The sequence below is a fragment of the Streptomyces sp. NPDC101191 genome (assembly GCF_044767915.1).
GTDB lineage: Bacteria > Actinomycetota > Actinomycetes > Streptomycetales > Streptomycetaceae > Streptomyces.
In genome coordinates this window covers 1254760-1280998 of record NZ_JBIWOU010000002.1, presented here as the reverse complement: position 1 = coordinate 1280998, position 26239 = coordinate 1254760, and the positions used below count along the sequence as shown (strand labels likewise).

The 26239-nt window shown below is 75.0% G+C and carries 19 protein-coding genes and 1 pseudogene; 9 read left to right on the top strand and 11 right to left on the bottom strand.

Annotation, left to right across the window (positions count from 1 at the left end):
• The first annotated feature begins 61 nt into the window (after positions 1–61).
• Positions 62–862 carry an acyltransferase gene (locus ACIRQF_RS12600; protein WP_382482286.1) on the top strand — a complete coding sequence of 267 codons (801 nt, stop codon included), beginning with the start codon at positions 62–64 and terminating at the stop codon, positions 860–862.
• Positions 863–1062: 200 nt separating this feature from the next.
• Here ACIRQF_RS12600 and ACIRQF_RS12595 read toward each other — a convergent pair whose 3' ends face one another.
• Positions 1063–1932, bottom strand: coding sequence for an EamA family transporter (locus ACIRQF_RS12595; RefSeq protein WP_382482426.1), 870 nt, complete (start codon positions 1930–1932; stop codon positions 1063–1065).
• A gap of 104 nt (positions 1933–2036) precedes the next feature.
• Here ACIRQF_RS12595 and ACIRQF_RS12590 point away from each other — a divergent pair, with 104 nt between their 5' ends.
• Positions 2037–2609: a helix-turn-helix domain-containing protein gene (locus ACIRQF_RS12590; RefSeq protein WP_376631786.1), complete on the top strand. Its 573-nt coding sequence runs from the start codon at positions 2037–2039 to the stop codon at positions 2607–2609.
• 198 nt (positions 2610–2807) lie between these two features.
• Positions 2808–3398 (top strand): YbaK/EbsC family protein, encoded by a 591-nt coding sequence (locus ACIRQF_RS12585; protein ID WP_404091513.1) that lies wholly within the window; start codon positions 2808–2810, stop codon positions 3396–3398.
• Here ACIRQF_RS12585 and ACIRQF_RS12580 read toward each other — a convergent pair.
• Entirely contained in the window at positions 3391–3819 is a 429-nt protein-coding gene (locus tag ACIRQF_RS12580) for a CoA-binding protein (RefSeq protein ID WP_382482282.1), read from the bottom strand. The genes ACIRQF_RS12585 and ACIRQF_RS12580 overlap by 8 nt on opposite strands.
• A gap of 153 nt (positions 3820–3972) precedes the next feature.
• Here ACIRQF_RS12580 and ACIRQF_RS12575 point away from each other — a divergent pair, with 153 nt between their 5' ends.
• From ACIRQF_RS12575 to ACIRQF_RS12565, 3 genes are read left to right on the top strand one after another with little or no spacing between them, the layout of a single operon-like run.
• Positions 3973–4599 carry a YigZ family protein gene (locus tag ACIRQF_RS12575; protein WP_389752826.1) on the top strand — a complete coding sequence of 209 codons (627 nt, stop codon included), beginning with the start codon at positions 3973–3975 and terminating at the stop codon, positions 4597–4599.
• 54 nt (positions 4600–4653) lie between these two features.
• The gene (locus ACIRQF_RS12570) at positions 4654–5826 is read left to right on the top strand and encodes an exonuclease SbcCD subunit D (RefSeq protein WP_404091508.1); all 1173 of its coding nucleotides are present in this window, start codon (positions 4654–4656) and stop codon (positions 5824–5826) included.
• Complete coding sequence (locus ACIRQF_RS12565; protein ID WP_404091505.1) at positions 5823–8876, top strand: AAA family ATPase; 3054 nt, start codon at positions 5823–5825, stop codon at positions 8874–8876. Before ACIRQF_RS12570 ends, ACIRQF_RS12565 begins: the two co-directional genes overlap by 4 nt.
• Here ACIRQF_RS12565 and ACIRQF_RS12560 read toward each other — a convergent pair.
• The 7 genes from ACIRQF_RS12560 to ACIRQF_RS12530 form a co-directional block, all read right to left on the bottom strand.
• On the bottom strand, positions 8866–9315 hold the full coding sequence (locus ACIRQF_RS12560) for an Lrp/AsnC family transcriptional regulator (RefSeq protein WP_376631774.1): 450 nt from the start codon (positions 9313–9315) through the stop codon (positions 8866–8868). The genes ACIRQF_RS12565 and ACIRQF_RS12560 overlap by 11 nt on opposite strands.
• 123 nt (positions 9316–9438) lie before the next feature.
• Complete coding sequence (locus ACIRQF_RS12555; protein WP_376631772.1) at positions 9439–11166, bottom strand: DUF885 domain-containing protein; 1728 nt, start codon at positions 11164–11166, stop codon at positions 9439–9441.
• A 680-nt stretch (positions 11167–11846) separates the two neighbouring features.
• Complete coding sequence (locus ACIRQF_RS12550) at positions 11847–13268, bottom strand: GNAT family N-acetyltransferase (protein ID WP_404091794.1); 1422 nt, start codon at positions 13266–13268, stop codon at positions 11847–11849.
• An 85-nt stretch (positions 13269–13353) separates the two neighbouring features.
• Positions 13354–16200, bottom strand: a complete 2847-nt coding sequence (locus tag ACIRQF_RS12545) for a DUF6493 family protein (RefSeq protein WP_404091502.1) — start codon at positions 16198–16200, stop codon at positions 13354–13356.
• Positions 16197–17612 carry an SWIM zinc finger family protein gene (locus ACIRQF_RS12540; RefSeq protein ID WP_404091499.1) on the bottom strand — a complete coding sequence of 472 codons (1416 nt, stop codon included), beginning with the start codon at positions 17610–17612 and terminating at the stop codon, positions 16197–16199. The genes ACIRQF_RS12545 and ACIRQF_RS12540 overlap by 4 nt, the downstream gene beginning before the upstream one ends.
• An 81-nt stretch (positions 17613–17693) precedes the next feature.
• On the bottom strand, positions 17694–19289 hold the full coding sequence (locus tag ACIRQF_RS12535) for an alkaline phosphatase D family protein (RefSeq protein ID WP_404091496.1): 1596 nt from the start codon (positions 19287–19289) through the stop codon (positions 17694–17696).
• 213 nt (positions 19290–19502) lie between these two features.
• On the bottom strand, positions 19503–20903 hold the full coding sequence (locus tag ACIRQF_RS12530) for a PLP-dependent aminotransferase family protein (protein ID WP_404091494.1): 1401 nt from the start codon (positions 20901–20903) through the stop codon (positions 19503–19505).
• Positions 20904–20923: 20 nt separating this feature from the next.
• Between ACIRQF_RS12530 and ACIRQF_RS12525 the strand changes: the two are divergent.
• Positions 20924–21901 (top strand): annotated as a pseudogene (locus ACIRQF_RS12525) (DMT family transporter); the annotation flags it as partial.
• A gap of 99 nt (positions 21902–22000) precedes the next feature.
• On the opposite strand, the gene ACIRQF_RS12520 reads toward ACIRQF_RS12525, so the two are convergent.
• Positions 22001–22834, bottom strand: coding sequence for an alpha/beta fold hydrolase (locus ACIRQF_RS12520; RefSeq protein WP_389752842.1), 834 nt, complete (start codon positions 22832–22834; stop codon positions 22001–22003).
• 127 nt (positions 22835–22961) lie between these two features.
• On the opposite strand from ACIRQF_RS12520, the gene sigJ reads away from it, so the two are divergent.
• On the top strand, positions 22962–23855 hold the full coding sequence (gene sigJ / locus ACIRQF_RS12515) for an RNA polymerase sigma factor SigJ (RefSeq protein WP_404091490.1): 894 nt from the start codon (positions 22962–22964) through the stop codon (positions 23853–23855).
• A gap of 254 nt (positions 23856–24109) precedes the next feature.
• Positions 24110–24850 carry a GntR family transcriptional regulator gene (locus ACIRQF_RS12510; RefSeq protein ID WP_376631759.1) on the top strand — a complete coding sequence of 247 codons (741 nt, stop codon included), beginning with the start codon at positions 24110–24112 and terminating at the stop codon, positions 24848–24850.
• A gap of 87 nt (positions 24851–24937) precedes the next feature.
• Here the strand turns inward: ACIRQF_RS12510 and ACIRQF_RS12505 are convergent, their stop codons facing one another.
• Positions 24938–26095, bottom strand: a complete 1158-nt coding sequence (locus ACIRQF_RS12505) for an ROK family protein (RefSeq protein WP_376631757.1) — start codon at positions 26093–26095, stop codon at positions 24938–24940.
• Positions 26096–26239 lie beyond the last annotated feature (144 nt).

Below are 26239 nucleotides of genomic sequence, written 5' to 3'. Positions count from 1 at the left end.
ATGACGGACATCACAGCGCACCGGGCCGATCGGCCAGGACGCCGCCGACTACGGTGGCCGGGTGCCCCGGAACAGAAACACGTTCTCCTCGCTGACCGCCTGGCGCCGCCGCGTCGTCGCCAACGCCCTGCAGAGCGGGTGGCGCCGGATCCAGCAGGCGGGCGCGGTCACCGCCGAGCACCCGGGGCGGCTGCGGTTCCGCCGGATCGGCGAGGGCACGCGGCTCGCCTTCCCGCAGGGGTCCGTCTTCGGTGAGCAGTGGATCGAGATCGGTGCCTGCTGCATCATCGCCGAGCAGGTCACACTGACCGCCGGCATGCTGCCGGACCTCGACCTCGGCAGGGACACCGTGCTGACCCTCGGTGACGGGGTCGTCCTCGGCCGGGGCAGCCACGTCATCGCCGACGCCCCGATCACGATCGGCTCGGACGTCTACTGCGGTCCGTACGTCTACATCACCTCGACCAATCACAGCTACGACGACCCGGACGAGCCCATCGGCCGGCAGTGGCCGCGCTCCGCGCCCGTCGAGATAGGCCCCGGCTGCTGGCTCGGCACCGGGGCGGTGATCCTGCCCGGCGCCCGGCTCGGCCGGAACGTCGTGGTGGCGGCCGGAGCGGTCGTGCGGGGCGAGGTGCCCGACCACTCCGTGGTGGCGGGCGCACCGGCGAAGGTGGTCCGCTCCTACGACCCGGAGAAGGGCTGGCAGCCGCCGCTGCGGACCCCGGCGCCCAAGCCGATCCCCGACGGCATCACGCCGGAGCAGCTGGCCGCGCTCGCGGCCCTGGACGACCTGGACGCGCTCGACGCGCTCGACGACCGCCTCGACGACGTGACCGACCTGGCCGCGCGGGAGAGTTGAGCCGATCGGCGCCCTGGAGGGTGGGGCCGGGGCAGGCGCACCCGGGCAGGCGCGCCGGGGACGCGAGCGGCCGGAGCAGGAGCGTCGAGCAGGTGAGCGCCCGGGCGTGAGCGCCGACCGCAGGCGTGCCGGGCAGGGATGTCCGGCGGGTCGGGATCCGTCGGAGCGCCGGCCGGAGGCGTACGCGGCCGCCGGCCGGGTCAGCCCGTGGCCAGGAGGACCGTTCCCACCAGGGCCAGTCCCGCGCCCGCCGCCTGCACGGCCCGCAGGCGTTCCTTGAGCACCCCGCGGGCGGCCAGCGCCGTCACCACCGGGTAGAGGCTCGCGAGGACCGCGGCGACCGTCACCGGGCCGCGTTGTGCGGCCAGGGCGTAGGTGCCGTTGGCGGCGACGTCCGCCAGGCCGACGAAGGCGAGCGCCGGGAGCGCGGCCACCACGGCCCGCACGCCGCCGCCGTCCTCCGGCAGCACCCGGCCGCCGCGCCGGACGGAGAGCCACAGGGCGCCGCCGCCCACCGCCACGTTGGTGACGCGCTGTACGAACAGCGCGAGGACGAGCCCGGTCAGGCTCGTGGACGCCTCGGAGATCAGGGCCATCACCGCGCCGAAGCCGAAGGCAGCGACGAGGGTGAGCAGTACCGCCTGGCGCTGCACCGGAGCGCCGCGCAGCTCGGGTCCGCCGGCGAGGACCACGCCGATGACCGCCACCGCGATCCCGGCGAACTGCAGCAGGCCCGGGCGGTCGCCCAGGAGGAGTCCGACGCCGACGGGCACGACGACACCCAGGGACCCGAGCGGTGAGACCACGCCCATCGGGCCGAGCGCGAGGGCGCGGTAGAAGGCGAGCATCGCGGCCGGGCCGACCGCGCCCGCGGCGACCGCGTACCAGAGCCGGGGGCCGGCCTCGCCCAGGGCGCCGGTGGCGAGGACGAGGGTGCCGAGGACGACGACGGCGATGCTCTGGGAGACCACGACGACGGTCAGCGCGGGGAAGCGTCGGGTGAGGAGGCCCCCGCCGAAGTCGGCCAGGCCCCAGAGCAGGCTGGTGGCCAGGGCGAACATCGCCGTCAGTGCCGTCATCGGTGGTGCCTCGCAGTACAGTGCAATGAACAATCGGGTGCACCACACGGTAGTACAGCTTGTTGGACTCTGTCATTCAAAATATTGGACGGAATGTGTCGGACCTCGACCAGCTCACCCAGTCGCTCGCCCGGAACCTGAAGCGCTGGCGCAACGAGCGCGGCTTCACTCTCGACGCGCTCGCGGCCCGGGCCGGGGTCAGTCGCGGCATGATCATCCAGATCGAGCAGGCCCGCACGAACCCGAGCGTCGGCACCACGGTCAAGCTGGCCGACGCGCTCGGCGTCTCCATCACCACCCTCCTCGACTACGAGCAGGGCCCCCATGTCCGCCTCGTCCCGCCGGACCAGGCCGTCCGCATGTGGTCCACGTCCACCGGCAGCCACACCACACTGCTCGCCGGTACCGAGGCCCGCGGCCCGCTGGAGCTGTGGCACTGGACCCTGATGCCGGGCGACGGCAGCGCCTCCGACCCGCACCCGGACGGCACCACCGAACTGCTCCACGTCACGGCGGGCACGCTCACCCTCGTCGTGGACGGCGAGGAACACCTCATCCCGGCCGGTACCTCCGCGGTCTTCGAGAGCAACGTGCCGCACGCCTATCGCAACGAGGGCGAGGAGACGGTCGAGATGACCATGGCCGTCTCCATCCCGCCCGCACGCTGAGCCCGCGCGCCCCGGCCCGTACGGTGCGTTCCCGCACCCGGCTCCGCCCGTACGGTGCGTTCCCGCGCCCGGCTCCGCCCGTACGTTCCCGGCTCCGCCCGCACGGTGAGCCCGTGCGCCGAGCCGGCGCGGCCCGGCTCCGCCCGTACGGTGAGACGAACAGCCGTGCCAGGGCGCCCACTTGTTAGCGTGTCCGGTATGCGCGCACCCATCGGAGACTTCGCCGACGTCCGACCCGCCACCGACTGCCTGGACCTGCTGCCCGAACCCGTCGCCGCGGCCGTCCGTGCCTGGCGGGGCACCGTCCCCGCCGACTCGATCCTCTACGTGGACTCCGACCCGGCCGTCGCCGACACGTCCGTCTTCGTCGAGCACCACGGGCCGGAGCTGCTCGACGCGTCCGCGAACTGTGTGATCGTCGCCGGCCGGCGCGGCGAGACCACGACCCTGGCCGCCTGTGTGGTGCGCTCGGCCACCCGGGTCGACGTCAACGGGGTCGTCCGCAAGGAGCTCGGCTCCCGCAAGGTCCGCTTCGCGCCGGCCGACGTCGCCACCGGCGACACCGGCATGGAATACGGCGGCATCACGCCCCTCGGCCTGCCCGAGGGCTGGCCGGTCCTGGTGGACGCCACCGTCGTGGACACCGAGTGGGTGCTCGTCGGCAGCGGACGGCGGCGCGGCAAGCTCATCCTGCCGGGCAAGGCCTTCGCCGAGCTGCCGGGCGCCGTCGTCCTGGAGGGGCTCGGTGTGGAGCCCGAGCCCGCGCCGGAGCGGCCCGTCGTCAGCTGAGCTTCGGTATCTCGATGGCCGGGCAGCGGTTCATGACCATGTCCAGGCCGGCCTCGCGGGTCCGGGCGTACGCCGCGGCGTCGATCACGCCGAGCTGGAACCAGACCGCCTCGGCGCCGATCGCGACCGCCTCGTCCGCGACGGCGCCCGCCAGGCCGCTGTTGACGAACACGTCGACCACGTCGACGGGGAACGGGATGTCGGCCAGGGTCGCGTACCCCTGCTCGCCGTGCACCGTCTCCGCCTTCGGGTGCACGGGCACGATCCGCTTCCCGAAGCGCTGGAGCAGGGCGGCGATCTTGTAGGCGTCCCGGGCCCTGTTGTTGGACAGCCCCACGATCGCCCACGTGTCGCCGCTCTCGGTGAGGATCCTGCGGACGGTCTCCGACTCCGTCTCGGCCGACCTGGTCTCGACGCTCATGTGCCGCTGCCTTCCGTCACTTCCGTACTCGGGCGAATCGCCGGGTCGTCCTGGTGAACGATCCATGACCCTCGGTCATTCCCGGGCCCGGACCGGGAGGGGCGGGAGCCGCCCGCGCACGGGGCGGGTCCCCCGGGCGCATAGGCTGGCCGGATGCAGGAGCAGTACCGCACGCTCGCCGGCGAGGGCGTCCACGAGTCCGAGATCAACCGATCGCGTTTCCTCTGCGCGCTGGCGCCCGTCGCCACCGAGGAGGAGGCGCAGGCGTTCGTCGCCCGGATCCGCCGCGAGCACCCCACCGCCACCCACAACTGCTTCGCCTACGTCGTCGGCGCGGACGCCTCCGTCCAGAAGGCCTCCGACGACGGCGAGCCCGGCGGGACGGCGGGCGTCCCCATGCTCCAGATGCTGATGCGGCGCGACATGCGGTACGTCGCCGCCGTCGTCACCCGCTACTACGGCGGCGTGAAGCTCGGCGCGGGCGGCCTCATCCGCGCGTACGGCGGAGTCGTCGGCGAGGCCCTGGACGCGCTGGGCACGGTCACCCGGCGCCGCTACCGGCTCGCCACCGTCACCGTCGCCCACCACCGCGCCGGCAAGCTCGAGAACGACCTGCGGTCCACCGGCCGGACCGTGCGCGAGGTCACCTACGGCGCCGCCGTCACCATCGAGATCGGGCTGCCCGACGCCGACGTGACGGACTTCACGGCCTGGCTCGCCGACGCCACGGCCGGCGAGGCGACCCTCGAACTGGGCGGGGAGGCCTACGGCGATGCCTGAGCAGGCGCCGACGGCCCCCCGCGCTGTCGTACCCCACCGATACCCTCACGGCTCATGAGGCTTCTGCACACGTCGGACTGGCACCTGGGACGCTCGTTCCACCGGGTCGCCCTGCTCGACGCCCAGGCCGCGTTCCTCGACCACCTGGTGGCGACGGTGCGCGAGCGCGAGGTGGACGCGGTCCTCGTGGCGGGTGACGTCTACGACCGGGCCGTGCCCCCGCTCACCGCCGTCGAGCTCTTCGACACCGCCCTGCACCGGCTCGCCGACGCCGGGGTGCCCACCGTCATGATCTCCGGCAACCACGACTCGGCCCGCCGCCTCGGTGTCGCCGCCGGCCTCATCGGTCGCGCCGGCATCCACCTGCGCACCGACCCCGCCGGCATCGGCACCCCCGTCGTCCTCCCCGACGCCCACGGCGATGTCGCCCTCTACGGCCTGCCCTACCTCGAACCCGCCCTGGTCCGCGAGCAGTTCGCCGCCGAGAAGGCGGCGCATGAGGCCGTGCTCGGCGCCGCCATGGACCGCGTCCGCGCCGACCTCGCGACCCGGCCCGACGGCACCCGCTCCGTCGTCCTCGCCCACGCGTTCGTGGCCGGCGGCGAGGCCAGCGACAGCGAGCGCGACATCACCGTCGGCGGCGTCGCCGCCGTGCCCGCCGGAGTCTTCGACGGCGTCGACTACGTGGCTCTCGGGCACCTCCACGGCAGCCAGACCCTCACCCCCCGGATCCGCTACTCCGGCTCGCCCCTCGCGTACTCCTTCTCCGAGACCACCCACCGCAAGACGATGTGGCTGATCGAGCTCGGACCGGACGGCGCGATCGACACCGCCGAGCGGATCGACTGCCCCGTGCCCCGCCCGCTCGCCCGGATCCGCGGCCGGCTCGACGACCTGCTCGCCGACCCCGGACTCGCCCGCCACGAGGAGGCCTGGGTCGAGGCCACCCTCACCGATCCGGTGCGACCCGCGGAGCCCATGGCCCGGCTCACCGAACGCTTCCCGCACACCCTCCATCTGGTCTTCGACCCCGAGCGCACCGACGACGAGCCGCTCGTCTCCTACGCCACCCGGCTGCGCGACCGCAGCGACCGGCAGATCGCGGAGGACTTCGTGGCCCACGTACGCGGCGGCGCCGGCCCCGACGGCGAGGAGCGCGCCGTCCTGCACGGCGCCTTCGACGCCGTGCGGGTCGACGCCACCGAGCGCGAGGTGAGCGACCGATGAGGCTCCACCGTCTGACGATCTCCGCCTTCGGGCCCTTCGGAGCACCCCAGGAGATCGACTTCGACGCCCTGTCGTCGGCCGGTCTCTTCCTGCTCCACGGACCCACCGGCGCCGGCAAGACCTCCGTCCTCGACGCCGTCTGCTTCGCCCTGTACGGCGCCGTCCCCGGCGCCCGCCAGAGCCCCGGAACCGTCCTGCGCAGCGACCACGCGCCCGCCGGCACCACCACCGAGGTCACCCTCGAACTCACCGTGGGGGACCGGCGTCTGGAGATCACCAGGAGCCCGGCCCAGCTGCGTCCCAAGAAGCGCGGTGGCGGCTTCACCACGGAGAAGGCCCAGAGCACGCTGCGCGCGTACGACCCGGAGACCGGCACCTGGAAGGGGCTCAGCCGCTCCCACCAGGAGATCGGCGAGGAGATCACCCAGCTCCTCGGCATGAGCCGCGACCAGTTCTGCCAGGTCGTGCTGCTGCCGCAGGGCGACTTCGCCCGCTTCCTCCGCGCCGACGCAGAGGCCCGCGGCAAGCTCCTCGGCCGGCTCTTCGACACCCGGCGCTTCGCCGCCGTCGAGGACCGCCTGGCCGAGCTGCGCCGGGCCGCCGAGCACGAGGTCCGCGAGGGCGACGAGCGGCTCCTCGCCCTCGCCCACCGGATGGCCCAGGCCGCCGGGACGGGCGGCACGCCTCCTCAGCAGCGCCCCGGCGAACCCGGCCTCGCAGAAGCCGTCCAGACCGCCGCCGCCCTCGCCCGCACGGACGCCCGCGAGGCCCACGACATCGCCCGGCTGCGCCTGGCCGCCGCCGAACGGCGCCAAATCGCCGCCCGCATCGCGCTCGACGCCGAACGGGAGCTCGCCGACCGGCAGGGCCGGCACGCCGACGCACTGCGCCGGCAGGACGACCTCGCCGCCCGGCGCCCGCAGCGCGACGCGTGGCAGACCGCCCTGGACCGCTCCCTCAAGGCCGACCGGGTCGCCCCCGCGCTCGGCCTGCGCGAGCACGCCGAGCGCACCCACCGCACCGCGAACGCCGCCCGCGACCGCGCCCGCGCCGTGCTGCCCCCCGACCTCGCGGAGGCGGGCGCGGAACACCTCTCCACCGTGGAGCGCCGGCTCCGTGAGGAACTCGGCGGCCTGGAGTCCGCCCGCCGCGCCGAGCGGCGCAGCGCGGAGATCGCCGCCGAGCGCGCCGCCCTGGACCGTGAGGCGCGCGCCGACGAGGAGTTCCTCCAGGACGCCGCCGCCTGGCTGGCCGACTGGGAACCGCACCGGGCCGGTCTCCAGCGCCGCGTCGAGGACGCCCAGGAGGCCACCGCCCGCGCCGAACAGCTCGGCGGCCGCCTCGAACCGGCCCGCCGCCGGCTCGCCGCCGCCCACCGCCGCGACGCACTCGCCGCCGAACTCGGCGCCGCGCGCACCCGGTTGACCGAGGCCCGCGAACGCCGCAACGAGGCCCACGAGTTCTGGCTCGACGTCAAGTCGCGGCGCCTGCAGGGCATCGCGGCCGAACTCGCCGCGGCCCTCGAACCCGGGGCCCCCTGCCAGGTCTGCGGCTCGGCCAGCCACCCGCATCCGGCCCGCACCACCGCCGACCACGTCGACCGGGCCGCGGAGGACGCCGCCTACGCGGCCTACACGGACGCGGACGAGTCCCGCACGGCCGCCGAGACCTCCGTCGCCGCGACGGCGGAGGCCTGGGAGGCCGCCCGCCAGGAGACGTCCGCGGTGCGCGGGCCCGGCGAGGAGGGGCCGGACGCCGACGGCGCCGGCGAACCGACCGTCGACGAGCTCTCCCGCGTCGTCGACGAGCTCGCTCGCGAGCACGCCGGGGCGCACGCGCTCGCCGCGCAGACGCATGCCGCGCGCGAGGCGCTCGCGCGGGCCGAGCGGGAGTACGAGGAGCGGGTCGGCGCGCAGCGGGAGGCCGAGACGCGGGTGGCCGCGCGGACTTCGCGGCGGGAGGCGCTGGAGCAGCAGCACGCCGCGCTCGAAGAAGAACTGGCACGTTCGCGGGGGGAGGCCGGCAGCGTGGCCGCGCACGCGACGCTCCTGGAGCGACGGATCGCCCTGCTCACGGAGGCTGCCGAGACCGTGCGCGCCGCCGAGGCCGCGGCGCGCGGCCTGAAGGAGGCCGACGACCGGCTCGCCGACGCCGCCTTCAAGGCGGGCTTCGACACCCCCGCCGAGGCCGCCGCCGCCCTCCTCGACGAGCGGGAGCGCCGCGGCTACCAGCAGCGCGTGGACGCCTGGCAGGCCGAGGCCGCCGCCGTCGCGGACCGGCTCCGGGAAGCCGCCACCGCGGCCGCCGCCACCCTCCCGCCCGCCGACCCGGCCGCCGCCGAGGCCGAGCACGCCGCCGCCGCGCGGGCACTGCGCGACGCCGACACGGCGCTCGCCGCCGTACGGGAACGGGCCGACGCCCTGGACGGCCTGTCCCGGCAGGTCGACGCCGAGGTGCGCCGGCTCGGCCCGCTCCGCGAGGAGTACGAGCGGGTGGCACGGCTCGCCGGACTCACGGCCGGCACCTCCGCCGAGAACGAGCGCAAGATGCGCCTGGAGTCGTACGTCCTCGCGGCCCGCCTGGAACAGGTCGCCGCCGCGGCCACCGCCCGCCTCCAGCGCATGTCCTCGGGTCGCTACACGCTCGTCCACTCCGATGCCAGGAGCGGCGGCCGCCGTGCCGGCCTCGGCCTGCACGTGGTCGACGCCTGGACGGGCAACGAGCGGGACACCGCGACGCTGTCGGGTGGCGAGACCTTCTTCGCGTCCCTGGCGCTCGCCCTCGGCCTCGCCGACGTCGTCACCGACGAGGCCGGCGGGGTCCGGCTCGACACCCTCTTCATCGACGAGGGATTCGGGAGCCTGGACGACCAGACCCTGGACGAGGTCCTCGACGTCCTGGACTCGCTGCGCGAGCGCGACCGCAGCGTCGGCATCGTCAGCCACGTCGGCGACCTGCGCCGCCGCATCCCGGCCCAGCTGGAGGTGGTCAAGGCCCGGCACGGTTCCGCGGTGCGGCTGCGGACCGGCGGGGAGGCGCTCAGCGGCTGATCGGCCGCCGGGGGAGCGGGGACGAGTAGACGACGCTGGTGGTGACCGAGCCGAGCGCGCCGACCTTCCCGGAGATCTCCTCCAGGTGCTTCATGGACCGCGCGGCGACCTTCAGGACGAAGCAGTCGTCGCCGGTCACGTGGTGCGCCTCCAGGACCTCGGGCGTGGTGTCGAGGAGGTCGTGGAAGGGCTTGTAGTTGCCGTTCGGGTAGCGCAGCCGGACGAAGGCGAGGATCGGCAGACCGAGCCGCTCCTGGTCGACGACCGCGGTGTATCCCGCGATCACCCCGGCCTCCTCCATGCGCCGCACCCGCTCGGTCACCGCCGACGGCGACATGGACACGGTGCGGGCGAGGTCGGCGAAGCTGGCCCGCCCCTGGTCCTGGAGGGCCGCGAGGATCCGCCAGTCCGTGGCGTCCGGGAGATATCCGCTGGTCATGGGCGTGACCCTGCAGGGAAAACCCCGGGAGCGCAAGCGCCTCCCGGGGTTCGCCCACCATCCGGATCGGGCGGAAGGGCGCCAAAGGGGGATCATCCCTTACGAAACCCTCCCGCCGCGCCCTCAGAGACGGGAGATCTCGTCCACCAGGTCGTCGAGGCCGAGCGGGCCCTGCGACAGGGCCGCCATGTGCCAGGCCTTCGCGTCGAACGCGTCCCCGTGCGCCGCCCGCGCGTTGGCGCGGCCGAGCAGCCAGGCACGCTCGCCCAGCTTGTAGCCGATGGCCTGGGCCGGGACCGAGAGGTAGCGGGTCATCTCGCTCTCCACGAAGGCCGGCGGGCGGCTGCTGTGCCGCTGGAAGAACTCCTGGGCCAGCTCGGGAGTCCAGCGCTCGCCGGGGTGGAACGGCGCGTCGGCCGGGATCTCCAGCTCCAGGTGCATGCCGATGTCCACGATCACCCGGCAGGCCCGCATCATCTGGCCGTCCAGGTAGCCGAGCCGCCGCTCCGCGTCGGGCAGGAAGCCCAGCTCGTCCATCAGCCGCTCCGCGTACAGCGCCCAGCCCTCCGAGTTGGCGCTGACCTTGCCGACGGTCGCCTGGTAGCGGGAGAGCCGGTCCGCGACGTGCACCCACTGCGCGATCTGCAGGTGGTGGCCGGGCACACCCTCGTGGTACCAGGTGGACACCAGGTCGTAGACGGGGAACCGGGTCTGTCCGTCCACCGGCAGCCAGGTGCGGCCGGGCCGCGAGAAGTCCTCCGACGGCCCCGTGTAGTACGGGGCGGCGGCGCCGCCCGGCGGTGCGATCCGGGACTCCACCCGCCGTACCCGGTCGGCGAGTTCGAAGTGGGTGCCGTCGAGGGCCTTGACGGCCTCGTCCATCAGCTGCTGCAGCCATGCCTGGACCTCGTCCACGCCCTCGATGTGGGTGCCGTGCTCGTCGAGGTGGGCCAGTGCCTCCCACGGGTCGGCGCCCGGCAGGATCCGGTCGGCCTCGCGCCGCATCTCGCCGAGCAGCCGGTGGTACTCGGACCAGCCGTACGCGTAGGCCTGGTCGAGGTCCAGGTCGGTGCCGTTGAAGAAGCGCGACCAACGGCGGTAGCGCTCGCGCCCCACCGTGTCGGGCGCGTCGGCCACCGCGGGGGCGTACACGTCACGCATCCAGTCCCGCAGCGCCACCACGGCCCGGTCCGCGGCGGCGCCCGCCTCCGCCAGCTCGGTCCGCAGCTCCTCCGGCACCGTGCCGTCCGCCTTCTCGGCGCCGTCGGTGAATCCCTCGAACCAGCCGCGGGTCTCGCCGTCCTGGCCCGCGCCGCCCGCGCCGGCCCACTCGGTGAGCTGGCCGACGAAGGTGGCGGTGGCCCGGGGGCCGCCCCGCATCCCGCGTTCGAGACCGAGCGTGAGCGAGGCGCGGTAGCCCTCCAGGGCCGCCGGGACCGCGCGCAGCCGGGCGGCGACGTCCGTCCAGTGGGCGGCGGTCGCCGTGGGCAGCATCGTGAAGGAGATCCGCACGCTGTGTGCGGGCGAACGCAGGTTGCTGACCGTGCACAGGCCCTCGTCCGCCTCGTGCACGAGGAGTTGGGCGGACAGGCGCTCCCTCAGCAGCCGCGCGCAGCGCCGCTCCGCCTCGTCCTCGGCCCCGGGCAGCCGCTCGGCCCCGTCGAGCCGGGCGAGGGTGCGCCGGGCCAGCTCGGCGACGGCCTCCTGGCCGGCGGGGGAGAAGTCGGGCAGGCGTCCCGCGCTCTCGTGGACTCCCAGGAAGGTACCGGCGATCGGGTCGAGTTCGATGAGTGCGTCGACGTAGTCGTCGGCGACCTGGCGGGGCAGTGCGGCGCTGGAAGTCTCTGGCATGACGCTCATCCTCGCCCGTTCGTGGTCCTCGCGTCACCTCAACCGAGCTCACTCGGCTGACAAGTGAGCGCCCGGAACCGGCGCGCGGGGCGCTCGGCGCGCCCCCTTCCGGAGGATCGGACCGATGTCCGCCGGGGGCGCCCCGTGCGGCGGGGCGGTGCCGTCCCGGTGCGTCGCCGCAGGTCGGCAGGGTCCGCACCGGCCGGGCCCGCCGAGCGGGCCTCGGGCCAGGTGCGAGGGAGCGCGCCAGGGACTCCGGCACACCCCGCCCGCGCTTGACGTGCGACCCGATCGGTTCCCGCCGGTGCGGACCGTCCGGGGTCGGCAGCGGGGCGTCAGTGCCCCGGTCGACTTTGGCCGGATTCAGACGGTGCCGTCGTCGGAACGCGGTGCCGGTACGGCTGGGCCGAGACGTCCGCGCCAGGCCGGCGGAAGGAGCCGCCCCGGCCTCGGCGGGGAGCTCCCGGCAGGTCGTCCGGGTGGCGTCCCCGGCCGTGGGGCCCGGCGGGACGGGCCGCGCACGCCCTGCCGGAATCGGCCATTGGCCGAACTCCGCAGGGCGATATTCCGCTACCGCCCGGTAACCGCCCGGGGTGCCGCCCGGGCGGTTCGCCGGCCGTCCGCACCATCGTCCCGGCAGAGGTCAGCGCCGGGCGTCCGCACCATCGTCCCGGCAGAGGTCAGCGCCGGGCCCGGCGCGCGGTCGGCGCGTCCGCGGCCGCGTCCGGGGTCGTCTCCGGGGCCTTGGCCTGGCGGCCGTCCAGGCGGGCGGTGATGACCAGGGTGCCCTCCTCGATCTGGTAGTCGAGGGGCAGGTTCAGCGCTCGCATGGCGGCCACCATGCCGGTGTTGGAGGACTGGGTGACCGCGTAGACGCTGTCGCAGCCGGCCTCCACGGCCAGGGCCACGAGCCTGCCCAGGAGTTCGGATCCGATGCCGCGGCGCTGCCAGTCGTCCTCGACCAGGAGGGCGACCTCGGTCTCGTCGCCGTCCCACAGCAGGTGGCCGAGGGCGACGACCCGGCCGGAGGCGGTCTGCACGGCGAGGGTGCGGCCGAAGCGGGGGCTCAGCAGATGGTCGAGGTACCGGTCGGCGTCACCGACCGGACCGTGGTAGCGCAGGCCGAGGGTGCGGCTGGAGCAGCGGTCGTGCATGGCCCGGGCGGCGGTCAGGTCGCGCTGGTCGGCGCGGCGGACGGTGATCTCGTTGCCCTCGGGCAGGGTGAAGACGTCACGGCTGCGGGGGATGCGTGACCCGAGCCGGGCATCGAGCTCGACGAGGGCGCGGGCCCTGGCGAACTCCGTCGGCGTGAACGGCAGATGGGGCCGCTCGACGACGATCGTGCCGCCGTTCGGGTCGCGCAGCCGCATAACCGTCTCCTCCAGAACCCCTTCCACGGGGGCGGGTTCGCCGGTCGGCCGCCCGGTGAGGGAGACCGGCGGCACCGAGTGGATGGTGGACCGGCCGAGCAGCTGGCGCAGGGCGAGCGGCAGTTCGGCCGCGTCGAGCGCGGTGCGGGTGGCGAGCCCCAGCACCCGGGTCGGGGTGTCGACGAGGTCGTGCGCGTCGGCCCGCTCGGTCCAGGTGTCCCTGCCGCCCGCGGCGGCGACGGCCCGGGTCAGCTCGCTCGTCTGGAGGGCGGCGGGCGCGCGGAGCAGGAACTCGTCGACGGTGCCCTCGGCGAGCGGATGCGTCTGCAGGGTCAGGATGTCGACGCCGTGCCGGGCGAGCACCGTGCAGAGCGCGGCGAGGCTGCCGGGGGTGTCCCGGACCGTGGTCCGCATCCGCCACAGGACCGTGCCGCCGGGGTCCCCGTCGGGGGCGGCCCCGGAACGGACGGCGGGCGGCAGCGGGGCCGGCCCGCTGCCGCCGGGATCGTCCACGGGAGGGGCATGACTGTGCCGCCGGGCCCACCAGGTGTGGAAGGCGGCCGTGGCGACCAGGGCGATCGCCGAGAACACCAGCAGGTAGGGGCCGTCCGGCCCCTTGGCGATGGTCTTGGCGATCGTGTCGGCCACCACCACGGCGGTGAACAGGGCCGCGAGCTCGATCAGGTCGTGCCGCCAGTGGTGGGAGCGGCGGGCGTTCTTGGTGGGCGTCATGTCGGTCATGACCTCACTGTGACCCAGCGGTGTTGCGTGATCACGAACGCTTTGTGACTGACGGGTTAAGCGCCGATCTGGGGGCCTAGTGACCGGTTTGGACCGCTTCTGAAGGAGTCCGATCGCTCCCCTGTCCGAGTGCGGCGAGCAGCCGGCGTGCCTGCGTCACCAGCTGCGAGGAGCCCGGCCGCGCCGCCGTCTCGGCGAGACCCGCCGGTTCACCCGAAGCCCCGCACCGCTCGACGCACTCGGCGGCCACGGCCACCAGCTCCCCGGCCCCGCGCACCGGCTTCGGTGCCGTGAGCAGCCCCGGCAGCAGCTCGGCGAGCACCGCGTGCACCGTCGCGTACGCCCCCGTCGCCGCTGCCGTACGGACCGCGTCCGCGAGCCGGTTCGGCTTCACCGTCCCGTCCGCGATCAGCTCGGCGAGCCGCGCGGCGAGGAGCGACGGATCCAGCTCGCCCCGGGACGCGAGGACGAGCAGCGCGTCCACCGCCGTCAGTCGGTCCTCGGCGTGCCGGCAGCCGAGACCCAGGGCCAGCGCCATGTGCACGGCCGGACCGACCGGGCCGTCGCCCTCCGCGAGCGCCGTGAGACCCCAGGCCGCTCCCCGCTCTTCCCACTCGGCCCCGCCCGCCAGCGTCGGCAGCAGCCAGGCCGCGAGGGTCTCCCGGTCGTCCGGCAGCACCCCAGGCCACAGCGGTCGCATTCCCGACCAGTGGTACCCGTTGCACCCGCGGGCGATCTCCATCGGTTCCGCACCTAGCCAGTGGAACGCGGACGGGAACTCCTTCCTGATCGCCCGGTGCTCCCGGACCGCGAGCACCAGCCGGTCCGCGAGCCACCACGCCCCCGACCGGCTGTCCTTGCCCTTGGGCAGGAGCCGCAGCCCCGGCGCGAACGGCTCGGCCGCCGTCAGCAGGTCCGCGAGTCGCGCACCCGCCCGGGTGCCCAGCCCCGCCGCCCGCTCGGCGGCCTCCGCCGCCGAAGGATCGGCCTTCCGCACCCGCAGCAGCGCCTGCGCGAGATCCACCGGCAAGGGCTCGACCCCGGAGTCCCGGTACTCCCGCAGCCTGTCCACCAGCACCAGCGGATCGACGGACCCGGTGTGCCGGGTGGGGGTGGCCAGGAGGAACGGCACCGGCGCCCCTGTCGCCATCAGCCACGCGGCCTCCCACGAGCGGACGTCGATCGCCCGGGTCAGCGCCTCGTGCGCACAGCCCGGCGTGCCGGCCGGGCGCCTGCGGGCGATGTCGAGCCGGGCCGGCCGCACCGCGCCGACGAGAGCGGCGAGCACGGTGAGCACGCCCTCCGAGCTTCGGGAGACATGGTCCCGGTCCTCCAGCCAGTACGCCCCCGCGAACGTCTCCCGCACCGCCGCCGCCAGTGCCTCCCGGTCCCGGTACGCGTGCCGGACGACACCGTCCAGGACCCGTTCGAAGTCCTCGACCGACTCGTACGGATTCCGCGCGAACGGGACCAGGTCCTCCATCAGCTCCGCGACCGTCTCGGCCGCGGGCGCCAGCGGGCGCGGCTCCGGAACGGGCGGCAGGACCTCCTCGTACGGACCGGTGTCGGCCACCGCGGACCCGCCGAACAGCTCCACGGCGGCCGGCCGGTGCACCGGGCTCAGCAGCTCCGCCGCGCCGCCCAGTTCCACCCGTACCCGCTCGTCCACCCGCGCCAGGTGACGGCCGACCAGGGCGAGGGCCCGCTCCTGGATCGCCGTGTCCTCGTGCCCGAACGCGTCCGTGACCACCGGCAGCAGCTCCCCGGCCGCCTCCGGCTCCCGCCGCAGCACCTTGCCGAGCAGCGTCAGCTGCGCCCGTACCAGCTTCTTCTCCGGGCGGAACAGCACCGCGCCGGACATCTCCGCCACCTGCGGCACCGTGAGCCCGCCGGCCAGCGCCAGCTCCGCGAGGATCTCCTGCGCGTGCGCCGCCACCGGCGACGGCGCGTCCGCCACCATGCCCAGCCAGTCGGGTATCCGCGCGCGCCGCTCCTCGTCCGTCGTCCCGAGCCGCTGCAGCAGCGCCAGCGGGAAGCGGAGATCGCGCGGCCGCCCGCCGCGCAGCAGCCTGGCCGCGCAGCCGTCGACGAGAGCGGCCCGGTCGAGCACCCCCTCGTCGGCGAGCTGCTTCAGCGCGGTCGGCCAGTGCCCGTCGTCCCCCGGCCCCGCCGACCAGGTCAGCCGGTCCGGCGTCTCGGCCAGGGCGATGACGTACGGCACGAGCACCGGCGTCTGCGGATCGGCACGCAACCGCTCCACGAGCCGCCCGCTCCCCATCTCCTGCGTCCACCCCCGCAGATAGGCCTCGTTGGTCGGCGCCGCACAGCCGGAGCGGACCACCAGGGCGTGCACCAGCCGGTACTCCTCCTCGGCGACCGCCGGTCGCTCGGCGAGCCGCCGCGCCACGTCCGCGAGCCAGGCCGGCTCACGGTCGGCGAGCACCGAGAGGACCTCGTCGGTCGTCTTCCGGCCCCAGTCCGTCAGATCGCGTGAGCCGATCCAGGCGGCCGCCGCGGCGGCACCCGTGTGACACCCGGCCCCCGCCACCCGCAGCGCCCGCTGCACCTTCTGCTGCGCGTCCCACCGGTCCCAGCTCCAGCCGCGCACTTCCTTGCGCAGCTCCTTGAGCAGCGGCAGCGCCGCCTTGCGCCCGCCCGCGTCCAGCCGCGCGAGGATCTGCTCCACCGAGGGACGAGCACCGGAGCGGACCGCCCGGAGGAGCTCCTGCACCTCGGTCGCCGTCCCGGCCGATTCCACCGTCGTCCCCGTCACCGTCCCGGCCCCCGTCACCGTCGTTCCCGTCACCGTCCCCGCCCCCGCCGTTCCCGTCCCCGTCACCGTCGCGCTCGCGCCCGGGCCCGTCTCCGTCACCGTCGCGCTCGCGCCCGGGCCCGTCGCCCCCGTGTGCGTCGTCTCCGTCATCGCGCGCCCCCCGCCGCGCCGACCACCGCACCGACGGCCACACCGGCCGCCGCACCAGCCGACGCCCCGCGCCGTGCCATCCGCACCGCGAGTGCGTGCTTGCACGGCCCGCGCCGGCCGCGGTACTCCGCCCACCACGCGCAGGTGCAGCTCAGCCGCCCTGTCTCCGACTCCCGCACCTGATAGCGCCGTTCGCCGGAGCCCACCGTGGCCAGCGCGCCGTCCAGCGTCACCGCGCCCTCCGCGAGCAGCGCCCGGGCGGAGAGCAGGCGCGGGTTGTGCCGCTCGGCGCGGTCCGCGTCGTAGGGGAGCTCGCGGTGGAAGTAGGCCGCGTCCGCCACGTCGTACCCCACGCGCCCCGCCGTGCCGAGCCGGGTCAGCGCCGCCCGCACCCGTTCGACCGGGAGGCCGGACTGCTCGGCCAGATCGGCCGGGTCGATCCGCGGCTCCCAGGCCAGCAGCACCGAGATCAGCTCCGCGTCCTGCGCCGCCTCCTCCGTGGCGAGCGCCTCCAGGACACCGCCCTCGCCGGAGAAGCCGCGCGCCGGGTCGGGGGACAGGGTCAGCGTCAGCCGCATGCCCGGCAGCCGTACCTCCCAGGCGCTCGGCGCGGACCCGCCGTCCGGCACCGGCCCGTAGACCCGCAGCGCCGTCGCGTGCCGCAGCACGCGTTCGAGCGCGATCAGCCGGTCGGGCCCCGCCAGGCAGACCGCCCCCGCGACCGGGCGGGGGGTCGGCCGCAGCGTCCGGCCGGACGGGACGACCCACAGCGGGCCCCGGCCCCGCCCCGGGGAACGCGGCAGCGAGCGCAGGAAGCGGACCGCCTCCGCAGCGGAGAGCTCTGCCCGCAGGTCGAAGCCCGAGGAGGAGACCTGCGCCTCGGCGAAGCCGCGCAGCCAGCGGTCCGGCAGCGGCACCTTCTTCTCCACGACCGGGCCGTCGAGGGTGGTGACCGCCAACTCCTCCGGTCCGACCCGCAGATGCAGCGGGTCGTCCCCGGTGAGCCGCGACAGCGCCTCCCGCAGGGGATTGTTCACATCCACGTTCGTCGTGCCGTGGCCCGTCGTGGAGCCGTCCAGTCCCGCACTCAGCACGTCCAGCCGTGCGTACACCCCGCCGCAGCCCGAGAAGGACTCGAAGCGCAGTCGGTCGCCGTTGCCGGTCACCACGGGGTCCAGGGAACCCGGCCGTATCCGCTGGTGGTAGCGCGCGGCCGCCACGTCGGCCACGGCGAGCAGCCCGCGCGCCGCCACCTGCGGCGAGGTGAGGAATCCGGAGAAGAACCGGGGATGGGCCTCGGCGCCGCGCGGCGTGAGGCCCCCCGAGGTCTCCAGACCGAGCAGCCGCCCGGAGCCGGCGGGCTCGAGGGCGGAGGGGCGGGCGTAGGCGAGCGCCTGTACGGATCGCGTCATGGAAACGACCGTAGGTCCCGGCACTGACAATCCGTCCGGACCGCCTCCCAACAGGCCCGTTCGTCCGGACCGCGCCCCCGACTACTGCCCGACCCGCCCCGGCTGGAGCACCTGGGAGAACAGCACCGTGCCCCCCTCGGCACGCAGCCGGACCGTCAGCTCTCCGCTGTCGCCGTCGATGTCCACCTCGCCGAAGTACTGCGGGCTCTCCATCGGCGACAGGTTGGCCCGCTCGGGCGCCCGGACGAAGACCCGCTCGGGGCCGAAGGTGGCGTCCAGCCGGTTGGCGGGGAAGCCGCCCGCGGCCAGCGGACCGGACACGAACTCCCAGAAGGGCGCGAAGTCCTGGAAGGCGGCGCGCTCCGGCGCGTAGTGCTGCGCCGAGGTGTAGTGCACGTCGGCCGTGAGCCACAGCGTGCCGGTGATGCGCCGGTGCTTGATGAAGCGCAGCAGTTCGGCGATCTGCAGCTCGCGGCCGAGCGGGGCGCCCGGGTCGCCCTGGGCGACGGCCTCGAAGTCGGTGGCGCCGTCGGTGACGACGAGCCCCAGCGGCATGTCCGCCGCGAGGACCTTCCACACCGCACGCGACCGGCTCAGCTCGCGCTTGAGCCACTCCAGCTGCTCCGTACCCAGGATGCCCACGGTGTCGTCGGCCTGCCGGCCGGGCGAGTTGGCGTCGCGGTACGAGCGCATGTCCAGCACGAAGACGTCGAGCAGCGGCCCGTAGCGCACCACCCGGTGCATCCGGCCCTCGGACCGTACCTCGCCCGCACGCGCCTGCAGTGTGGAGACCGGGAAGTACTCGGCGAAGGCGCGGGAGGCGCGGGCCGCGAGGACGTCGACGTCCTTCTCGGTGTACCGGACGTCGTCGAGGATCTGCCCCGGGTACCAGTTGTTGCGGACCTCGTGGTCGTCCCACTGCACGATCGACGGCACCTGGGAGTTGAAGGCGCGCACGTTGTGGTCGAGCAGGTTGTAGCGGAAGTTGCCGCGGTACTCGTCCAGGGTCTCGGCGACCTTCGCCTTCTCGGGCGTCGTGACGTTCCGCCAGACCCGCCCGTCGGGCAGCGTCACGCTGGGCTGGATGACCCCGTCCGCGTAGATGGTGTCACCGCTGCACAGGAAGAAGTCCGGGTCGAGCCGGCGCATCTCCTCGTACGCGCGGAAGCCGCCGATGTCCGGGTTGATGCCCCAGCCCTGCCCCGCGATGTCGCCCGACCACAGGAACCGCACGCCGTCCCGACGCCGCGCGGGGGCCGTCCGGAAGGTGCCGACGACCGGCTCTCCGGTGCGGCGCGGGTCGTCCGGGTCGGCGAGCGTGACCCGGTAGTGGATCTGCTCGCCGGCGGGCAGGTCGCGCAGGGCCGTGGTGCCGGTGAAGTCCGTACCGGGGCCGAGGAGCGGCCCGTGGTGCCGGCGCACGCGGCGGAACGATTCGCTGGACGAGGTCTCCACGATCATCCGGGCGGGCCGGTCCGAGCGGACCCACACCAGACCCGAGTGCGCGGTGACGTCACCGGTCTGCACGCCCCACGCGGCCGACGGGCGCCCCGAGAGCGCGAACGCCGGGCTCGTGAACGCGCCGCCGCCGACCGTGAGGGCGGCGGCCGAGGCGGCGAGCGATCCACGCAGGACCGTACGGCGGGCGGGCGGCGGACCGGGGGTGGGCTGGGACATCGAAGCGCCTCCAAGGACGGCGAACAGGGGCCGCCCCATGCCTAACGCCCGGGGACGGCCGGGAACCGAACCCCACGTGAACAACACGGCGCCCCCGCCCGGATGTTCACACGAACCCGCGGGCGGCACGCGCCGCCGACAGGCCCGGAGCCCACGCCCCGTGCGCGGCCCGGACCCGCGGCCCCTCGGACCGGCGCGGCCCCCGTCGACCGCTCAGCCCCCGTACGCCCCGGCCACCAGCCCCACCCCCAGGGCGATCTCCTTGGGCGTGAGGTGGGCGTAGCCGATCACCAGGCGGACCGCGCCGTCGTCGAACCGGGCCGTTCCGTAGTCCTCCGCGGCGCGCAGGGTCACGCCCACCGCCCTCGCCCGGTCCAGGAAGCGGCGGGTCGGGCCGTACGCGGGAGGCACACGCGCGATGACGTGCAGTCCGGCGGCGATCCCGGTGACCTCCGTGCCGGGGAAGTGCCGCTCCAGGGCCGTGACCAGGGCGTCCCGCCGTTCGCGGTAGGCGCGTTGGCAGCGGCGCAGCTGACGGTCGTAGCCGCCGTCGGTCACGAAGCGGGCGAGCACCGCCTGGTCGAGGGCCGGATTGCCGAGGTCCATGGTCCGCTTGCGCTCCACGACCTCGTCGAGCAGCGCCTCCGGCACCAGCATCCAGCCGAGCCGCAGCCCGGGCGCGAGGGACTTGCTCACCGAGCCCGCGTACGCGACCCGCTCCGGATCGAGCCCCTGGAGCGCGCCCACCGGCGCCCGGTCGTAGCGGAAGTCCCCGTCGTAGTCGTCCTCCAGCAGGAAGCCGTCCACCGACCGGGCCCAGTCGAGGAGTTCCGCCCGGCGCCCCGCCGTGTACGCGATCCCCGAAGGGAACTGGTGGGACGGCGTCACCACCACCGCCCGCACCCCGGAGGCCGCCAGCGGTCCCGGCACGAGGCCGTCCGTGTCGACGGGGAGCCCCACCGCGTCCAGGCCGGTCGCCGCGAACAGCTTGGCGTGCTCCGGGCTCCCCGGATCCTCCACACCCACCGTCCGCAGGCCGCGCGCCCGCAGTGCGAAACCGAGCAGCGTCGCCGCCTGCGCCACCCCCGAACACACCACCAGCCGTTCGGGATCGGCCACCACCCCGCGCCGCCGCGCCAGCAGCGCCGCGACCGCGCTCCGCAGCCCGGGCAGCCCGCGCGGATCGGGATACCCCAGCTGCCGGTGCTCCAGCTCCGCCAGGACGGCCCGCTGGGCGGCGCCCCACGCGGACCTCGGGAACAGCGACAGGTCGGGCGTCCCCGGGTGGAAGTCGACCCGCATGCCCGGCGCGCGCGGCGCCAGGTCCCGTACGCCCGGCGCGGCCGCCCGGGCGGCCCCGCCGACCCAGGTGCCCGACCCGTGGTCGCTCCGCAGGTACCCCTCGGCGGTCAGCTGCTCGTACGCCTCGGTCACCAGGCCCCGGGAGACGCCTAGGTCGCCGGCGAGCGCCCGGCTCGACGGCAGTCGTGTGCCGGGTGCCAGCCGGCCCGTGCGCACGGCCTCCCGCAGTGCCTCCTGCAGCGACCGGCCGCGCTGCCGCGCCGGTGCCGCGGCCGCGGGGAGCAACAGCTCCCAGGCCGGATGCCCGCGCATAGCCCGCCCCCCTCGTCCCCATGGGCCCCCGACCCCGGGCCTCCGCCCCCTGGGTCTTCGCCCCCTGGGTCTTCGTTCCCCGGTCCCCTCGTCCCCTCTGCCACTCGGACGAAGCGTCCGGCGCGGAGCCTACCCCCGCGAAGTGGTCCCCGATGACGCGAGGCGAGTGGACCCCGAACCGGACCCGTCGGGTTCCTAGCGTCGTGAGCATGAACGCGAACACCCTGCGCGGCGCGCTCCTCGTGACCGTCGCCTACGCCCTCGTCGGCGCCTCCTTCACCGCCAACAGCCTGCTCGGCGACTATCCGTACGCGGGCGGTCAGGCGCTGCGCTACGGCGCCGCCTGTCTGCTCCTGCTGCCGCTGCTCGGCCGCGCCGGCCTGGCCCCGCTGCGCGCCCTGACCGCGCGCCAGTGGCTCCGGCTCGCCCTGCTCGCCGCCGTCGGCATGGTCGGCTTCAACCTCACCGTCCTCGCCGCCGAACGCACCGCCGAGCCCGCCGTCCCCGGCGTCCTGGTCGGCTGCGCCCCCGTGGTCGTCGCCGTTCTGGTGCCGTTGGCCGACGGTCGCAGGCCCACCCGGGCCGTGCTGTACGGGGCGGTGCTGGTCGCCGCGGGCGCGTTCACGGTGCAGGGCTGGGGCCGTACCGACGCCGCCGGCCTCGGCTGGTCGGTGGTCGCGCTCGCCGGCGAGGTCGGCTTCACGGTGCTCGCGGTGCCGGTGCTGCGGCCGCTCGGACCCAAGCTGCTGACGGCCGTGGTGTGCGGGCTCGCGGCCGTCGAGTCGGCGGTGATCGGGCTGCTCGTCGACGGGACGCGCGCCCTGCGCGTGCCGACGGCCGTGGAGACCGGGGCGCTGGTGTGGCAGGCCGCGCTCGCGACCGTCGTCGGATTCGTGCTCTTCTACATGGGCGTGCAGCGCATGGGCATGGAACGGGCCACGCTGTTCACCGGTGCCATCCCGGTGGCCGCCGCGCTGACCGCCGCCGCTGTCGCACACGGCTCCTTCGGTCCCGCGCAGGCCGCCGGCGGCCTTCTCGTGGGGGCGGGGGCGGCCCTGGGCACGGGCCTGTTCGGGGGCGGCCGGGCCGACGGCGCGTCAGCCGGCGCTGCCGTCCAGGATGACCCGGGCCACCAGCGCGGGGTCGTCGTTCATGGGGACGTGGCCGCAGCCGGGCAGCCGGACCAGACGGGCTCCGGGAATGGCGCGCTTGGCGCGGACGCCCTGCCGGCGCAGGAGCAGCCGGTCCCGGCTGCCCCAGGCGATCGTGACCGGGACGGCGGGGACGTCGTCGGTGAAGGTCACGGTGCGGCCGGCCGCGAGGGTCTGGTGGAAGCCGGTGGCGGCGCGCAGGGACAGGGTCTCGGCGACCGCCGCCTCGGGTGACAGGCGCCCGGGCCGTGCGTAGATGCTGCTGGTGAGGACGGTGCGGCCGGCCGCGCTGCGGGAGAGCCGCTCGATGAGGGGGACGGGCATCGCGAGCGCCGCGCCCCGCATCGCGCGCAGGGTCGTGAACGCGTACCGCCGTTCGGCCTCGGACCAGAACCCGGCGGGGGAGAGGGCCGTCACGGAGCGCACCAGCTTCTCGCGGCCGAGCCGGAGGGCGAGGAGACCGCCGAGCGAGTTGCCCGCCACGTGCGGCCGTTCGACGCCGAGGGCCGCGCAGAACGCGTCGAGCACCGGGACCACCGTGTTCAGGTCGTACGCCAGCGGCTCGGGCAGCGCGGGGGAGGTGCCGAAGCCCGGCAGGTCCACGGCGATGACGTCCCGTTCCGTCGCCAGCACGTCGATCACCGGCTCCCAGGCCTGCCAGAGGTGTCCGATGCCGTGGAGCAGCAGCAGGGGCGCGCCGCTGCCCCGCCGCTCGTACGTCACGGTGACCGTGCGCGGTCCGCCGGGGGACTCCACGGCGAACGAGATCTGTGCGGGCATGGCTGCTCCCTGTCGGACGGACACTTCCGAGACACCCTGTCAGCAAGAATTACCGGTGAGTAGAGTCAAGTTCAAGACCTCCGGCCGGAACTGGACAGGGACCCGTGCGGTCCGTTGGGATGGGGGAGTGCCGACCGAGACGCCGATCGACCTCACCGACCTGTTCGAAGAACACCGCGCCCTGCTCACCGGCGTCGCGTACCGCATGCTCGGCCGCGCCGCCGACGCCGAGGACGTGGTGCAGGACGCCTGGCTGCGCTGGACCGCCGACGACCGCGGCGACGTGCGCGAACCCCGCGCCTACCTGGTACGGATCACCACCCGGCTCTCCCTCGACCGGCTGCGCCAGGCGCAGTCCCGCCGCGAGTCCTACGTCGGACCCTGGCTGCCCGAGCCGATCGTCACCGACTTCGGGCCGGCCGTGCCCGACACCGCCGAGCGCGCCCTGCTCTCCGACTCCGTCTCGCTCGCCGTCCTCGTCGTGCTCGAGTCCCTCTCCCCGCTGGAGCGCGCGGTCTTCGTGCTCCGGGAGGCCTTCGGCTTCCCCTTCGCCGAGATCGCCACCGCCCTCGACCGCAGCGAGGCCGCCGTCCGGCAACTGGCCGGCCGCGCCCGCAAGCACGTCGACGAGGGGCGTCCCCGCTACGACGTCGACCCGGTCCAACGGCGCGACCTCACGGAGCGGTTCCTCACCGCCGCCGCGAGCGGCGACCTGGAAGGCCTGCTCGCCCTGCTCGCCCCCGACGCGCGCCTCGTCGGGGACTCCGGCGGCAAGTCCAAGGCCCCGCTGCGGATCATGGAGACCGCCGACAAGATCGGCCGCTTCCTGGTCGCCGTCGCCGAGGGCGCCGACGCGACCTTCGGCTACCGCTTCGCGGAGGTCAACGGCGGCCCTGCGCTCATCGCCCTCGTCGGCGACCGCGTCGACTCGGTCTTCCAGGTCGACGTCCGCGACGGCCGGATCGCCTGCGTCTACGTCCAGCGCAATCCCGACAAACTCCAGGGCCTCGCCCTCGGCTGACCCCGCCCCGCATCGCACGCCCCGCCCGGACTCCAGCGTTCCGCGGCGGGGCGTCGTGCTGCGCGCGCTTCACGAGGACGCGAACGTCCTGTGAACGATCTAGGTCAGAGGGTCACATTCAGGGGCGTTCGACGGAGGATTGGTCTTGACCAAGGGTGTGCCGCGCTTTATGGTCGCAGAGTTAGTGCAGGAACCTTTAATAAACAAGGGCGCGGAAAACGCCGCGGGACACGGCGAATGTGCGGAGGATCAGGGTGGGGACCACGCAGCTCGAAGCAGTACCGGAGCCGAAGTACTGGCACCTCAAGACCGTGCTCGGCGAAGCGCTCGACTCGGACTTCGCGGTAGGGGAGATCCTGCCCAACGAGCGCGAACTGGCCGCCCGTTTCGGCGTCGCGCGCGCCACGCTCCGGCAGGCGCTGGAGCAGCTGGAGCTGGAGGGCCGCCTGCAGCGCCGCCGCGGTGTCGGCACCACCGTCGCCCCGCCGCGCGTCGGCGTCGACGTCTCCACCACCCAGCACACCTGGCCCGGCGTCGGCGAGGACAGCTGGCAGTCCGTCGACCCGGCCGCCGACAAGGCGCCCGCCGCCGTCACCCGCCTCCTCGACGTCGAACCCGGCGAGCACGTGCACATCGTGCGCCGGCTCCGTGTCACCGAGGGCCAGCCCGTCGCGGCCGAACTCCTCTACGTCCCCGCCGGCTCCGTGCCCGGCCTCACCGGGACCGACGCCGCCGCCGGGACGGACCGCGCCCGCGCCGTCCTCCGTGAGCTCCAGCGGCTCGCCCTGGACGGCCAGGACCGCTCCGTCGAGCTGGGCTCCGCCCGCGCCGACGACGCCAAGGAACTCGACCGCCTGCCCGGTGCGCCCGTCCTCGTGGTCACCACCCGCTACCTCTCCGGGGGACGCACCGCCGCCGTGTCCGTGGCCACCTACCGTGCCGACACCTGCCGCCTCACCTTCGGCGACTCCGGCGACCTGGCCATCGCCTCCTGACCGGAGCGACCTCCGCGTACGACTACGGCCCCGGGCACACCGCCCGGGGCCGTCGCCGTTCCCAGGACCCGGGCACGGCAGGAGCCTTCAGCGGCGGGCCGTCGCCGTGCCGTCCACCGCGAACAGCTGCTCCTCCACGTGGTCGAGCGCGAGCCGCAGCGCGCCCGTGCCCACCGCCGCCTCGCCCAGCAGCGAGAGCACCACCCGCGGCGGCCGCAGACAGAACCGGGCCAGCTCGTCACGCAGCGGCTGCAGCACCCCGTCGAGCCCCGCCGCCCAGCCGCCGATCACCACCAACTCCGGGTCGATGGCCAGCACCAGCGCCGCCACGTCGTGCACGAGGCGCTGGATGAACCGCTCCACCGCCGCCTGGGCCCGCGCGTCGCCCTGCCGGGCCAGCGCGAACACCTCGGCGACCGCCTGCTCGTCCAGCGGATGCAAGGGCTCGTCGGTCGTCGACAGCAGATGTTCGGGCGTGACACCCCGGCCCAGCAGGTGCAGCGCGCCGATCTCGCCGGCCGCCCCGCCGTAACCCCGGTGCAGCCGCCCGCCGATGAGCGAACCGGCGCCGGGGCTGAGACCCGCGAGGACGAACACGATGTCGTCGGAGTCGGTCGCCGCACCCTTCCAGTGCTCGGCCACCGCCGCCGCGTTGGCGTCGTTCTCCACGATCACCGGGCAGCGGAACGAGCGCCGGAGCCGCTCGCCGAGCGCCAGACCCGTCCAGCCGGGCAGCGCCGTGCCGAGCCGGACCGTCCCGTCCGTCTCCACGATGCCCGGCGTGCCGACGCCGACCGCCCGCAGATTCGACCGGGGCACCCCGGTCCTGCGCAGTACGTCGGCCACCACGGTGCGCACCCGGTCGAGCCGCTCGTCCTCCGGGGCCGTCTCCGACACCTCACGCGAACCGGCGCCGATGATCCGCCCGTCCAGACCCGAGATCAGCGCGGCGACCCGGTGCGGACCGATCTCGACACCGAGCAGGTGCCCCGCCTCCGCGCGGAATCGGAACCTCCGGGCCGGCCGGCCCTGCCGACGGGTCTCGCCCTCCTCGGGCGCGGCCTCCATGACCAGACCGCCCTCGATCAGGCCCTCGGTCACGCCCTCGACCGTCGGGCGGGACAGGCCCGTGATCCGGGTCAGGTCCGTGAGCGTGAGCGCGTCGGAGCTCCGCAGCGCATGGAGTACCACCGCGGAGTTGATCCGCCGCAACAGCGACGGGTCCCCGCCGGTCAGCCGCCCCACCGTGTGTCCTCCCAGCTCGTGCGCCTCTTTGGCCGGATGTTACTCAATGGACGGGTGGGCGGCGAGCGCCGTCCGGAAGCGGGTCCGGGACCGGCTCCGAGGCCGGGCCCGCCCCAGGCACCCCGGCCGGGACTGACGGAGCAC

Excerpts from the sequence above, each read along its gene's own strand:
- ACIRQF_RS12585 (WP_404091513.1), top strand. The coding sequence starts at position 2,808 with ATGCGCGCACCCATCGGAGACTTCGCCGACGTCCGACCCGCCACCGAC.
- ACIRQF_RS12580 (WP_382482282.1), bottom strand. The coding sequence starts at position 3,819 with ATGAGCGTCGAGACCAGGTCGGCCGAGACGGAGTCGGAGACCGTCCGC.
- ACIRQF_RS12575 (WP_389752826.1), top strand. The coding sequence starts at position 3,973 with ATGCAGGAGCAGTACCGCACGCTCGCCGGCGAGGGCGTCCACGAGTCC.
- ACIRQF_RS12570 (WP_404091508.1), top strand. The coding sequence starts at position 4,654 with ATGAGGCTTCTGCACACGTCGGACTGGCACCTGGGACGCTCGTTCCAC.
- ACIRQF_RS12565 (WP_404091505.1), top strand. The coding sequence starts at position 5,823 with ATGAGGCTCCACCGTCTGACGATCTCCGCCTTCGGGCCCTTCGGAGCA.
- ACIRQF_RS12560 (WP_376631774.1), bottom strand. The coding sequence starts at position 9,315 with ATGACCAGCGGATATCTCCCGGACGCCACGGACTGGCGGATCCTCGCG.
- ACIRQF_RS12555 (WP_376631772.1), bottom strand. The coding sequence starts at position 11,166 with ATGCCAGAGACTTCCAGCGCCGCACTGCCCCGCCAGGTCGCCGACGAC.
- ACIRQF_RS12550 (WP_404091794.1), bottom strand. The coding sequence starts at position 13,268 with ATGACGCCCACCAAGAACGCCCGCCGCTCCCACCACTGGCGGCACGAC.
- ACIRQF_RS12545 (WP_404091502.1), bottom strand. The coding sequence starts at position 16,200 with ATGACGGAGACGACGCACACGGGGGCGACGGGCCCGGGCGCGAGCGCG.
- ACIRQF_RS12540 (WP_404091499.1), bottom strand. The coding sequence starts at position 17,612 with ATGACGCGATCCGTACAGGCGCTCGCCTACGCCCGCCCCTCCGCCCTC.
- ACIRQF_RS12535 (WP_404091496.1), bottom strand. The coding sequence starts at position 19,289 with ATGTCCCAGCCCACCCCCGGTCCGCCGCCCGCCCGCCGTACGGTCCTG.
- ACIRQF_RS12530 (WP_404091494.1), bottom strand. The coding sequence starts at position 20,903 with ATGCGCGGGCATCCGGCCTGGGAGCTGTTGCTCCCCGCGGCCGCGGCA.
- ACIRQF_RS12520 (WP_389752842.1), bottom strand. The coding sequence starts at position 22,834 with ATGCCCGCACAGATCTCGTTCGCCGTGGAGTCCCCCGGCGGACCGCGC.